This window comes from Rhodococcus sp. P4_F3_2, from assembly GCF_056401335.1.
On sequence record NZ_JBFUJN010000010.1, the window covers coordinates 67,900 to 80,170 of the forward strand.

Consider the following 12,271-nt stretch of genomic DNA (forward strand, 5'->3'; position numbering starts at 1 on the left):
ATGCTGACGCAACTGGGAAGGCGCAGCAGTAGCCAACGAAACACCCACGAAGAGCGAAGTTTCGGCAATCATGTCCGAACGTGAGGTTCTCGGATATGAGGAGGATGTGCGACGGTGCCGGACCACTTGCTCGAACAGTTGATCACCATTCCTTTGTTCACCGGAATCATCGGGTACATCACCAATTGGTCGGGCGTCCTGATGCTGTTTGCGCCGATCAACTTCCACGGGATCAAAGTGCCCGGCCTCAAACTGCTCTTCCCGTTCCTCCCCCGGCGCGTCCAGGTGATCCCCGCGATCACCAGCGACGGCAGATTCGGTTGGCAAGGCATCGTCCCCTCGCGGGCGGAGAAGATGGCGTCGATCGCCGTCGACAAATCCCTCGCGAAAGTCGGAAGCATCGCCGATTTCTATCGCGTCCTGGACCCGGACAGCATCGCCGAGCACTTGGTGAACATCTCCCGCAGTGAAGTGCGCGGCGTGGTCACCAGAATCATGACGGCCGAGAATCCTCAGCTGTGGCACAACCTTCCGACGTCGGTGAAGGAAGCCGTCTTCCGCAAGGTGGAGGACGATCTGCCGGCCAGCGTGCGCATGATCACCGACCGCATCGAAGAGGACATCGACGAGTTCATCGACGCGAAGCTGATGGTGATCCGCTACCTCTCCTCGCATCCCAAACTGCTCAACGACATCTTCCGCACGATGGGCAACAAAGAGCTCAGGTTCATGCAGAACTTCGGCTTCTACTTCGGGTTCCCGATGGGCTTCGTGCTCGTCGGAATCCTCCATCTGGTTCCGCAGTGGTGGGTGCTTCCCATCGGTGGCGTGATCATCGGGTACATCGTGAACTACCTGGGAATCACGATGATCTTCGAACCGATCACCCCCAGCCGTTGGGTGCCGTGGCGGCAGGGACTTTTCCTCAAACGCCGCACCGAGATCATCGCCGGGTACGCAAAAACCCTGGCCGATCACGTCGTGACGCTCGAGAACATCGGCACCGAACTCCTCGAAGGTCCCCGCTCGGACCGAACGCGGCGGATGCTCGATCAGGTACTGCGCGAATCCGTCGACGACGCCGCCGGCTGGGCAAAGTCGGTGGTCAAGATGACCGTCGGTTCGCAGAGCTACAAGCGTCTGCCCGGCCTGGCCACCACCGAAGTGCTCGATCTGTACCCAAGGGTCTTCGAGGACGCGGAGTTCGCCGAGAGCCAGTCGGAGAAGATTCGTGTCTTCGTCACCGAACGCATGAGCATCCTTTCACCGGAAGATTTCAGTGAACTACTACGCTCAGCCGTCAAACAGGACGAGTGGCTGTTGTTCGTACACGGGGCCGTGCTGGGCTCGTTTGCCGGTTTCCTGCACCTCGCAATATTCGGAGTATGAGTCGGAGTATGAGTATGAGTGAGCACGACCATCGCCTGATCGTCGAAGCGGAATCGTACGACTGGGCTGCGGACATCGCGCCGGTCGAATCCGTGGAAAAGCGTCTGATCCGCAGCCTTGTCGGGCTGACTGCCACGACGACGCTCACGTCGATCAAGCTGACGGGTTGGGCTTTCGGGACGGCGAAGGAAGCGACGCGGCAGATCGTTCAGGCTGCCGCCGAAGCCGCGGCAGAGGCCGCTGAATCGGCCAATGTTCAATCCGAACGTCGGGCCGAGAACTCCAACGGAGACGGCTCGCGGACCGACAACCTACGGGCAGCAATGGCAACTCGAACCAATCGCAAACAGAGTGTCGAAGCCACTCTCGCGGCGCTGCGGGCACGCGGCGACAGGTTGCTGGACCGTTCCGCGGACGTGACCGATCGCGACGATCTGCACCCGGCCTACGACCGGATCCTTGACGAGATCGCGCCGGACGAAGCTCGAATTCTTCGGTTGCTGGCCACTTCAGGTGCGCAACCGAGCGTGGACGTACGTACGGCGCGGCCGTTCGGCGTCGGCTCGGAGATGATCGACGAGGGGCTGTCGATGATCGGAGAACTGGCGGGATGTCGCCATCTGGACCGCATCAGCGCGTACCTGAACAACCTGCATCGGCTCGGTTTGGTGGCGTTCTCACGAGAGCCCGTCGAGGCCGACCGGTACCAGGTGGTCGAGGTCCAGCCGTCGGTGATCGAGGCGGTCAAGCGAGCCGGACGATCCAACAAGATAGTGCGTCGTAGCATCCTGCTGACGCCGTTCGGTGACGACTTCTGTCATACCTGTTTTTCTCTTTAGGGCCTCCGGCCCCGTGAGTGGTTAAGGAGCCCCTGGACTCCTTAACCATCTTGATCTCACTCATCGACGACACACGTCCGAAGACGACGTAGTGATCACCGCCGTCGTGGACGGTTTCCACCGTGCAGTCGATGTGGGCGAGCGACTTGTCGATGATCGGTGACCCCAACGGTGATGGCGTCCAATCGATACCCGCGAACTTGTCCGGCTCACGCGACCCGAAACGAGCACACACCGCCTGCTGTTCCTCCGCCAACACGTTGACGGCGAACTTCCCGGTCCGCTCGATTGCCGCCCACGACCGAGAACCCTTGGTGGGGCAGAACAACACCAAAGGTGGGTCGAGTGACAGGGCAGCGAAAGACTGACACGCGAACCCGACCGGCTCACCGTCGTCGACTGTCGTGATGATGGTGATACCCGTGCAGAATTGCCCGAGAACCGTGCGGAACTGGCGTGGATCGATGGCCTGTTCCGCACTCACCGACGCGTCGGGCGAACTCACGGCTTCATTCCCACCGTGAAGTCGTGACCCCACAGGCTCACGGCCGTGCTTTCCCTCGCGATCCAGTTTTCGTCCTCGACCTCTAGCCCCTCACAACCGAATTCGATGTCGAACCCGCCCGGAGTCTTCATGTAGAACGAGAGCATCTCGTCGTTGACGTGGCGACCGAGAGTCGCCGACATCTTGACCTTCTTGCGCAGTGCCCGGTCGAGGCACAGTCCGACGTCGTCGGAGTTCTTCACCTCGAGCATCAGGTGCACGATGCCCGTCGGGTTGGGCAACGGCAGGAACGCCAAGCTGTGGTGACGCGGGTTGCAGCCGAGGAACCTCAGCCACGCCGGGTCGCCGTCCGCGGGCCGGCCGACCATCTGCGGAGGCAAACGCATCGAGTCGCGAAGCTTGAATCCGAGTACGTCGCGGTAGAACCGCAGCGAAGCATCGTCGTCGTCGGTGGTGAGCACGACGTGGCCGAGGCCCTGCTCGCCCGTCACGAACCTGTGCCCGTACGGGCTCACGATCCGGCGGTGTTCGAGAGCAGCTCCGTGGAACACCTCGAGGGAGTTGCCCGAGGTGTCCTCGAACGCGATCATCTCGACGACGCGACGGTCCTTGAGCTGCTCCGCCGTGCCTTCCTTGAACGGAACACCGGCTGCCGACAACCTGTCACGGATATCCTGCAGCTCAGCCGCATTCGCGGTTTCCCAGCCCGAGACGAGCAGACGGTCCGTGTCGTTCGGAACGATGACAAGACGCGCCGGGAAGTCGTCCATACGCAGATACAGTGAATCCGCGTCGACGCCCTTGCCCTCGATCATTCCGAGGATCTTGAGTCCGTATTCGCGCCACGCAGCCATGTCGGTGGCCCCGATGCGCATGTACGCCAGAGATCGAATACCCATCATTTACCTCCGTCGAGCAGGAAGTCGGTTGCGAGCCGGTTGAATTCGTCGAACTTCTCGAGCTGCGCCCAGTGACCGCAACCGCCGAAGACGTGGAGTTGCGCGCGCGGGATCATCTTGAGCGCAACCAGTGCGCCGTCGAGGGGGTTGACCCGATCCTCACGGCCCCAGATCAGCAACACACGCTGACGGAGCTTGTACGCCTCGCGCCAGAGCATGCCAAGCTCGAAGTCACCGCTGGAGAAGGACTTACCCATCGCCTTGGCCGCAGCCAGCGACTCGGGAGTGCTGGCGGCAGCAAAGCGTTCGTCGACGAGTTCCGGCGTGATCAGCTTCTGATCGAAGACCATGATCCGCAAGAATGCTTCGAGGTTCTCACGTGTGGGCTGGTAGCTGAACTTCCCGAGGTTCTTGACGCCCTCGGTGGGGTCCGGCGCAAACAGGTTGACACTGAGACCGCCGGGGCCCATCAGAACGAGGCGACCCGCACGGTCCGGGTAGTCGAGCGCAAAGCGAACAGCAGCGCCACCACCGAGCGAATTGCCCAGCAGGTCAACGCGACCGGTGATCTCGAGCGTGTCCAGAAGATCATTGAGCGCCGACGCACTGTGCACGAAGTACTGCGGATGCTCCGTCGGCTTGTCGGACTGCCCGTAACCGGGCTGATCGACGGCGATGACGTGAAAGTTCTTCGCCAACACCGGAATGTTGCGGGCGAAGTTCGACCACGACGACGCGCCTGGGCCACCGCCGTGCAGCAGCACGATGGTCTTGTCGTTTCCGACGCCTGCCTCGTGGAAGTGCAGTTTCAGATCGGGGCGCACTTGCGCGAACCGCGAAGTGGACTCGTAGGTGAGAGCTTCTTCGGTGGTTGTCACTGAGCCTCCTCTAGACCATCGTGTCGGTGATCGGCAGACCGAATTCGCCGGTTCCGAACATGACGTATGCGCGTTCGGGATCGTTCGCGGCGTGGACGCGACCAGCGTGAGCGTCGCGCCAGAAACGCTGAATCGGAGTGCCGTTCTGCAGTGCCGTGGCACCGGAGTTCTCGAAGAGCTTGTCGATCGAGGCGATCGCACGGCCAGTGGCGCGCACCTGGTCGCGTCGAGCGCGCAGTCGCAGTTCCATCGGAACCTCTTCGCCCGCAAGGATCAACGCGTACTCGTCGGCGACGTTGCCGGAGAGCTGACGCCACGCGGCGTCGATGTCACTGGATGCCTCGGCGATACGCACCTTGGCGAACGGATCGTCCTTCGACTTCTCGCCGGCGAACGCAGCGCGAACACGCTTGCCCTGGTGCTCGACGTGCGCTTCGTAGGCGCCGTAAGCCATTCCGACGATCGGTGCCGAGATCGTGGTGGGGTGAATGGTTCCCCACGGCATCTTGTAGACCGGCGCGGTGTTGTTTTCGAGGCCGGGGGCGGTCAGTTCGCTCATCGCCCGGAAGCTCAGCACGCGATGTGTGGGAACAAAAACATCCTTGACCACAACGGTATTGGAGCCGGTTCCACGCAGGCCGACCACATTCCACACGTCGTCGATCTGGTAGTCCTCGCGAGGAATCAGGTAGCTCACGAAATCGACTGCGCGGCCGTCCTTGAACACCGGACCACCGAGAACGGCCCAGCTGGCATGGTCACAACCCGAGGACCACGCCCACGCACCGTTGACCTTGTATCCGCCCTCGACTACTTCACCCATACCCATCGGAGCGTAAGAGGACGAGATGCGCACGTCAGTGTCGTTGCCCCACACGTCTTCCTGCGCCTGCTGAGAGAAGAGGGCGAGGTGCCAGTTGTGTACGCCGATGATCGAGGAGACCCACCCGGTGGAACCGCACGCGCTGGCGATCTTCTTGACTGCGGAGTAGAACAGCACCGGATCGGCTTCGTACCCGCCCCACTGCTTCGGCTGCAGCAAGCGGAAGAAGCCTGTTTCCTGGAGTCCCTTGATGGACTCGTCGGGGATACGACGCAGATCCTCGGTCTCCTGTGCGCGCTCGCGCAGTGCCGGCAGTAGTGCGTCGAGCCTCTGCATCACCTCGTGGCTGTCATGGTTACCCACTTCGACGCTCCCGTCTTCCTCGATCGGTTGGTTCACTTACACTTGAGACTAGAACACGTTCTCTTTTCTGTCGAGACGCTGACAAAGGTCCCGTTTGTGGCCGCAATGCTGTAACAAGTGCCCCCAAAATCTGGCGGAACCGGATCGAGTTCTATAACGTGTTCTACTAACAGCTAGAAGGGATGTGAGGTCACAATGGCGCAGATTCGCGAGATCGACGTCGGAACGGTGCAAACTCGTTTCGCCCGCGGTTGGCACTGCCTGGGTCTACTGAAGACCTTCAAGGACGGCAAACCGCACGCGATCGAGGCTTTCGGTACGAAGCTCGTGGTGTTCGCCGACAGCAAGGGCGACATCAAAGTTCTCGACGGATACTGCCGTCATATGGGTGGTGACCTCACACAAGGCGAGGTCAAGGGCGATTCCATCGCCTGCCCCTTCCACGACTGGCGCTGGGGCGGCAACGGCAAGTGCACCGGCATTCCTTATGCCCGCCGCGTGCCTCCGCTCGCACGCACCCGCGCGTGGACGACCCTCGAGCAGAACGGTCAGCTCTTCGTCTGGAACGACCCCGAGGGCAATCCGCCGCCCGAAGAGATCGTGATTCCTCGTATCGAGGGTGCGTACAGCGACGAATGGACCGACTGGACCTGGAACTCCATGGTCATCGAGGGGTCCAACTGCCGCGAGATCATCGACAACGTGGTCGACATGGCGCACTTCTACTACATCCACTACGCCTTCCCGACGTACTTCAAGAACGTCTTCGAAGGTGAGATCGCCACTCAGTACCTCAACACCACGGGCCGTCCCGACATCGGAATGGCCTCCCAGTACGGCGGCGACACGCTGCTTCGCTCCGAAGCTGCGTATTACGGACCGTCGTACATGGTCAATCCCCTGTGGAACAGCTACAGCGGATACGAGGTCGAGAGTGTTCTGATCAACTGCCACTACCCGATCAGCCCGGACTCGTTCGTGCTGCAGTGGGGCGTGACGGTGAAGAAGCCGACGGGTGTCTCCGACGAGATGGCCGACAAGTTGGCCGGCAAGTTCACCGAGGGCATCAGCGAGGGATTCCTGCAGGACGTCGCGATCTGGAAGAACAAGACCAAGATCGAGAATCCCCTTCTCTGCGAAGAAGACGGCCCCGTCTACCAGCTACGACGCTGGTACGAGCAGTTCTACGTGGACAAGGCCGACGTCACCGAGAAGATGACGCAGCGCTTCGAGTTCGAGGTGGACACCACCAAGGCAAACGAAGCCTGGCACGCCGAGGTCGAGGAAAACCTCGCACGCCAGAAGGCCGAGAAGGAAGCTGCAGCAGAAGCGGCAAAGAAGGAAGCAGAGGTCTAGTCGTGAGCGCCTCGATCGGAACCGACGCACAGTGGGCTCGTTGGGCCAAGGCACCGGACTTTGCCGGGCAAACGGAACGGCTCGAGGCGATCGCGGCCCAGACGATCGAGGACAAGCACGAATACCTCGACTCGGGTCTGCAGGAAGTCGACTGCAAGGCATGCGGCGCGTGCGTACTGGTTCGCAAGAACACGTACAAACACACCAGCGTTCAGTGGACTTCCGACCCGGCGCTGCGTTGCCACACCTTCAAAGAGGCAATTGCTTCCGGGCAGTCGTCGGCATTGAAAGACGGATGCCCGAAACTGCACGACAGCATCGCCGACGCGGTTAGGGACGGCACCATCACGGTGCGTGATCCCGAGGTCAGCTGACCTGATTGTGTAGAACGAGGGCCGACCCACGGGTCGGCCCTCGTTTTACGTTCCAGCGCCCGCGTGTCCGTCAGGCAGGCGGTCGCACCTTTCGTGCAGCCACCGCGTAGACGTCGCTCGACGTGGTGAGAGAGTTCTTTCCGCTGGCCGCCGGCACTCCCCCGCGTAGATTCACGGCCCAGTTGAGCGCACCCAGCGGTCCACACCCGCTGGCTCCCGGCGCCGCAAACACCGCATCCGAATGTGGGACTGCCGGGAACACTGCACCGGGGAACTCACCGATAGGTTCCGACGGAGGGTTTCCGGTTGTGGTCAGGTGAAGGTTGATCGGATTCGAAACCGAACCGATGTAGCAATCGTCACCGAGCAAGGGATTAGACAGCTTCAATCGAACAGGCATGGTGAGTTCCTGCTCGAGAACCTTCAGATCCGGGACTCCCACCGATTCCACCGTCGCGCTGATCTGAGTCAGTCCCAGCGGAGTATCGATCCCGAGAGCACCTCCGGGTACCGAAATCGGATTGGAATAGACCCCGTTGGACCCGTCCTGCTTGGCGACGAACGTCTCGATGAAACTGTTGTCCGGCTGGGTCGCGTATTTCACTCCGCCCGCAACCTTGAGGCTTCCGTCCGGGATCGGCACCGAAAGTGCGCCCAATTTCATGGTCCCTCCGCGAACTACGACGCTGGCGCACGTCGTCACCTCGAGATCCTCGATCGGGCACGTGCCCCAACCGTCGAAGGTCAACGGATCAACCGCTGCCGCACCGGAGGAACCGAGCGATCCGCTGCCGGAAGACCCTGACGATGATTCGTCGGCAAGTGCCACACCTGCACCGGCCATTACAAATGTTGCAACTAGCGCGACTGTCGACATCACTCGAGATTTGTTGCGGCTCTTCATCTTCGAGTTCCTCCACCGTTGACGGAAATTCACGAGAGCCACCCCCTGCGGATCGCACCTCGATCTACGCCCGGCACGCTACCGAGAAGTGAGACGCGGATTCACACATAACGACGATATTTCCCACCAAAGAACTACGGCGATCACGCTCGATCGAACTTCCGTCCTAGCCCGGAAACCGTATCGATCCTGTCGGCTCAGTTCGGTTCGACTGTGCCCGAACCGATGACCTGATCGAGGAACGGCCCGAACATCTCCCCCAGGTTCTCGGCGATCTGATCGGGGGTACCGAAAGACAACGTCACGTGACTGATCGCCAGACGCACTATCGTGCTGCCGAACATCTCGGCATGGATGCGGTCGACGTTCGCCCAACTGGTCATGAAGATCTCGGCCAACCTCGCGCTCGCATGTTCGAGCAGCGGAGTCCCGTCAGTGGTGACCAAGCTCAGCAGGTCGTGCTGCGGCCGGGGACCGACAATGCTGACCACCATCGGATCCCGGGCACCGGCGTCGAAGAAGGCACGGAAGGCTGCCGAGACCGCGCCCCGCGGATCCGAATGATGGAGCGTTACTTCGCGTTCCACCTCTTCGAGGAACTCGTCAACGAAACGGATGAGGTATCCGGACGCCAATCCCTGGCGGGACGTGAACTCCTTGTACAACGTCTGCCGGCTCATGCCCGCAGCTTCCGCGATATGCGCCATCGTGATGTCGTTCCACGATTTCTCGGTCAAGAGTTCGCGTGTGGCGTCGAGCGCTGACGCACGGAGGAGTTGACGAGCTGCCTCGTGGTACGGGACACGGGCACGAGCGGTGGACATATCGGGAAGATTTCCATCGCCCGTGCTCGGTGTCAAAACGGGGGACACGCAAGCCACAGAAGTCACGAGTGCACTCAGAGCACCGGTGAGGCGACAAGACCCGCCGCAAGTTCGGTCAGATCCCTGTTTGTATCGGCGAGTACGTCGGCGCTGATGTCCGGGGAGCGTTCGATAAGGGTTCGGACGGCACGAATGTCCTTCGGCCGGCCCACGCTCACAGCACCGACGATATTTCCGTCGCGCATGCAGATCGCAGTGAAGTCATAGGAGTCCAGGTCTCCTCGAACTATTACGGTGTCGTCCGCGCCTGGCCAACCAGCTACTTGAATGTTGCGGCCGAATTGGTTCGACCAACTCCAAGGGACGGATTCGAAGGGTTCTTCCTTCCCGACGATGGTCTTGGCAACTGCAACTGCGTGGTCCTGCGCGGTGTTCCAGTGCTCACCACGGTGCATGCCGCCGAGAAAACCGTTGGGCACGTTGGCCACATCGCCGATCGCGTACAAATCAACGACGGAGGTCCGGAGGTATCGGTCTACCGAAATCCCGTTGTCCACCGCAATACCCGCAGCAGCAGCCACATCGGTATCGGGCAAGGATCCGATTGCGACGACGGCCAAGTCCGCTGTCCACTCGCGTCCGTCACGCGCGCGTGCGGTGACACCGTCGGCACCTGTCGTCAGCGTCTCGAGGTCGACTCCCGTCTGCAAGGCGACGCCCGCCGAGACGTGCAGCGCGGCGATCTTCTCCGCTATCGACGGTGGAAGCAGCCTGGACAGGGGCACCGGTTGCGCTTCGAGAACCTGCACACTGCAACCCAAGTCGCGTGCCGTTGACGCCACCTCCGATCCGATCAAGCCACCGCCGACCACCAATAGCGAGGATCCTTCGATCAGCTGGGATTGCAAGCGTCGCATGTCTGCGATATCCCGAAGATAGTGAACGCGCTCGGAATCTTCGTTCTCCAACCGTCGGGACCGTCCACCCGTGGCAAGAATCAGAACGTCGTAGTCGATGCTGTCACCGTCGGCTAAAAGTACTGTGCGGGAATCTGTGTCGATACTCGTGACAGTTGCGCCGATCCGAAGATCGATACCCTGCTCGTTCCAGAAAGTCGACGGCCGCAACCGAACCCGATCGAACGACGCTTTCCCGGACAGTAGCTCCTTCGACAGCGCCGGGCGGCGGTACGGCTCCTCAGGTTCGCTGCCGATCAGGATGATGCTGCCGCCGAACCCTTCCTTGCGCAGGGCCTGCGCGGCACCGGAACCGGCGATGCCCGTGCCCACGATCACGACGGTGCGTGTGTCGGGCTCGCTGACCGCTGTCATCAGCGGTCCACCTCCACCATTTCGAAATCGACTTTGGCGGCACCACAATCAGGGCAGGACCAGTCTTCGGGAATCTCGTCCCAGCGAGTACCCGGCTCGATACCGTCGTCGGGCCAGCCGATCGCTTCGTCGTATTCGAACCCGCACTGGAGGCAGCGGAACAATTTGTAAGCAGTGGCAGTCTCGGACATCGGTTTTCCTTTCACCGGTGGGTATTTCGATCAGGATTGCGTGACGAGGGTGAAGTCGACCTTCTCGCGGACGCCGCAGTCGGGGCAGCACCAGTCGTCCGGAATGCTCGACCACAGTGTGCCGGGCGGAAAGCCTTCTCGCGCAGCACCTGTCGATTCAGTGTACGTGTAGTCGCAGATCGGGCAGATGTAGGCGTTCATGCGTTCACCCCGTAGGCTGCGAGGATCTTGGCCCGCTTCTTCGGCGCGATGTTGACCTGGGTGATGTCGCCTCGGTAGTGCTCGAGAACGCGGTGGTCCATCACCTTGCGCCACAGGGGCGGAACTGTGGCGAGCATGATCATGCTGGCGTAGCCGCTCGGGAGCTGAGGGGCCTCTTCCATACTGCGAAGCGCTTGGTAGCGCCGTGTCGGATTCGCATGATGATCGCTGTGCCGCTGCAAGTGATAAAGGAAGACGTTAGTGCAGATGCGATCACTGTTCCAGCTGTGCGCCGGCGTGCATCGCTCGTACCGTCCGCTTGCGGTTTTCTGACGTAGGAGTCCGTAGTGCTCGAGGTAGTTGATCGCTTCGAGCAGCGAAAACCCGATGAACGCCTGGATCACGAGGTACGGCGCGATGCCGATCCCGAACACTGCAAGCGCGACACCGAACAGAACAACCGACATGAGCCAGGCGTTGAGCACGTCGTTCTTGATGCTCCAGTGCGTGGTGCCCAAACGCTCGAAGCGGGTCTTCTCGAGATGCCACGCCGACTTCAATCCCCCGCCGACGCTGCGCGGCCAGAAACCGTAGAGGGTCTCACCGAAGCGCGAGGTCGCCGGATCTTCCGGAGTCGACACTCGCACATGGTGGCCACGGTTGTGCTCGAGGTAGAAGTGACCGTAAGCACTCTGAGCGAGAACGATTTTGGACAACCAGCGCTCGACGCTCTCCTTCTTGTGCCCGAGTTCGTGGGCTGTGTTGATGCCGATTCCGGCCGTCACACCGATCGTCACTGCGAGTCCGATATTGGAGAGAACGCTCAAATCCCAACGCGCCCAGATGTAGCAGGACAGGAAGAAGGCCGTGTACTGCAGCGGCAGATAGGCGTAGGTGCACCACCGGTAGAAGCGGTCGTTCTCGAGTTCGTCGATCACCTCGTCGGGCGGATTCTTCCCGTCCTCACCCGCCAGAATGTCGATGACGGGAATGAGAGCAAACGCAATCAGTGGGCCGGTCCACCAGAAGACATTCCATCCGGTGGCGGTAACAAGCCCCACGGCGATGAAAGTTGCCGATGACGGAATCAGCGCCAACAGCCATAAGTAGCGTTTCCGGTCTCTCCAAGTTGCGAGCCGACCATCTGGCTCCGTGTACACCAACGCCGCCATCGAATTCTCCAGTTCTCGTTCGGATCAGTGAGTGCGTCCTGCGCGGCAACCCGCGACACGAACAACATCTATGTATAGAGAGTGGACAAATTGCAGTGCTTTGTCAACAATTTTGGAGATAAAAGTTTTACAAACATGCTGATTTGTACACTTTGGTAAACCCTCCGGTCGGGCTGATCGCAAATCTTCCATCACCGCGCCACACTCGGTACAAAAGTGAAG

Annotated in this window: 14 protein-coding genes; 4 read left to right on the plus strand and 10 right to left on the minus strand. The window is 60.9% G+C overall.

Translation table 11 applies throughout. The features are described 5' to 3' along the window. Positions 1-114 precede the first annotated feature (114 nt). Both AC1DWA_RS12630 and AC1DWA_RS12635 read left to right on the plus strand, forming a co-directional pair. Positions 115-1,389, plus strand: a complete 1,275-nt coding sequence (locus tag AC1DWA_RS12630) for a DUF445 domain-containing protein (protein ID WP_019746908.1) — start codon at positions 115-117, stop codon at positions 1,387-1,389. 14 nt (positions 1,390-1,403) lie between these two features. Then, complete coding sequence (locus AC1DWA_RS12635) at positions 1,404-2,228, plus strand: Abi-alpha family protein (protein WP_069146975.1); 825 nt, start codon at positions 1,404-1,406, stop codon at positions 2,226-2,228. Here AC1DWA_RS12635 and hsaB read toward each other — a convergent pair. The 4 genes from hsaB to hsaA are packed head-to-tail and all read right to left on the minus strand — an operon-like array spanning position 2,134 to position 5,696. Continuing rightward, positions 2,134-2,733: a 3-hydroxy-9,10-secoandrosta-1,3,5(10)-triene-9,17-dione monooxygenase reductase subunit gene (gene hsaB / locus AC1DWA_RS12640; protein ID WP_477916686.1), complete on the minus strand. Its 600-nt coding sequence runs from the start codon at positions 2,731-2,733 to the stop codon at positions 2,134-2,136. The genes AC1DWA_RS12635 and hsaB overlap by 95 nt on opposite strands. Further along, positions 2,730-3,632, minus strand: a complete 903-nt coding sequence (gene hsaC, locus AC1DWA_RS12645; protein ID WP_477846424.1) for an iron-dependent extradiol dioxygenase HsaC — start codon at positions 3,630-3,632, stop codon at positions 2,730-2,732. The genes hsaB and hsaC overlap by 4 nt, the downstream gene beginning before the upstream one ends. Next, the gene (hsaD, locus tag AC1DWA_RS12650; RefSeq protein ID WP_019746906.1) at positions 3,632-4,510 is read right to left on the minus strand and encodes a 4,5:9,10-diseco-3-hydroxy-5,9,17-trioxoandrosta-1(10),2-diene-4-oate hydrolase; all 879 of its coding nucleotides are present in this window, start codon (positions 4,508-4,510) and stop codon (positions 3,632-3,634) included. The genes hsaC and hsaD overlap by 1 nt, the downstream gene beginning before the upstream one ends. A 10-nt stretch (positions 4,511-4,520) precedes the next feature. Next, entirely contained in the window at positions 4,521-5,696 is a 1,176-nt protein-coding gene (gene hsaA, locus AC1DWA_RS12655) for a 3-hydroxy-9,10-secoandrosta-1,3,5(10)-triene-9,17-dione monooxygenase oxygenase subunit (protein ID WP_029537542.1), read from the minus strand. 195 nt (positions 5,697-5,891) lie between these two features. Here hsaA and AC1DWA_RS12660 point away from each other — a divergent pair, with 195 nt between their 5' ends. Both AC1DWA_RS12660 and AC1DWA_RS12665 read left to right on the plus strand, forming a co-directional pair. Continuing rightward, positions 5,892-7,052 (plus strand): 3-ketosteroid-9-alpha-monooxygenase, oxygenase component, encoded by a 1,161-nt coding sequence (locus AC1DWA_RS12660; RefSeq protein WP_003945847.1) that lies wholly within the window; start codon positions 5,892-5,894, stop codon positions 7,050-7,052. A 2-nt stretch (positions 7,053-7,054) separates the two neighbouring features. Further along, positions 7,055-7,426: a hypothetical protein gene (locus tag AC1DWA_RS12665; RefSeq protein WP_477846376.1), complete on the plus strand. Its 372-nt coding sequence runs from the start codon at positions 7,055-7,057 to the stop codon at positions 7,424-7,426. A 70-nt stretch (positions 7,427-7,496) separates the two neighbouring features. Here AC1DWA_RS12665 and AC1DWA_RS12670 read toward each other — a convergent pair whose 3' ends face one another. The 6 genes from AC1DWA_RS12670 to AC1DWA_RS12695 form a co-directional block, all read right to left on the minus strand. Beyond that, entirely contained in the window at positions 7,497-8,330 is an 834-nt protein-coding gene (locus tag AC1DWA_RS12670; protein ID WP_054188050.1) for a hypothetical protein, read from the minus strand. 197 nt (positions 8,331-8,527) lie between these two features. Beyond that, positions 8,528-9,154 (minus strand): TetR/AcrR family transcriptional regulator, encoded by a 627-nt coding sequence (locus AC1DWA_RS12675; protein ID WP_007734097.1) that lies wholly within the window; start codon positions 9,152-9,154, stop codon positions 8,528-8,530. A 74-nt stretch (positions 9,155-9,228) separates the two neighbouring features. After that, positions 9,229-10,485 (minus strand): NAD(P)/FAD-dependent oxidoreductase, encoded by a 1,257-nt coding sequence (locus AC1DWA_RS12680; protein ID WP_477846377.1) that lies wholly within the window; start codon positions 10,483-10,485, stop codon positions 9,229-9,231. Continuing rightward, positions 10,485-10,676, minus strand: a complete 192-nt coding sequence (locus tag AC1DWA_RS12685) for a rubredoxin (protein ID WP_007734094.1) — start codon at positions 10,674-10,676, stop codon at positions 10,485-10,487. Before AC1DWA_RS12685 ends, AC1DWA_RS12680 begins: the two co-directional genes overlap by 1 nt. A 30-nt stretch (positions 10,677-10,706) precedes the next feature. Further along, positions 10,707-10,877, minus strand: a complete 171-nt coding sequence (locus AC1DWA_RS12690; protein WP_003945722.1) for a rubredoxin — start codon at positions 10,875-10,877, stop codon at positions 10,707-10,709. Then, positions 10,874-12,049 carry an alkane 1-monooxygenase gene (locus AC1DWA_RS12695; RefSeq protein ID WP_003945652.1) on the minus strand — a complete coding sequence of 392 codons (1,176 nt, stop codon included), beginning with the start codon at positions 12,047-12,049 and terminating at the stop codon, positions 10,874-10,876. The genes AC1DWA_RS12690 and AC1DWA_RS12695 overlap by 4 nt, the downstream gene beginning before the upstream one ends. Positions 12,050-12,271: the final 222 nt, after the last annotated feature.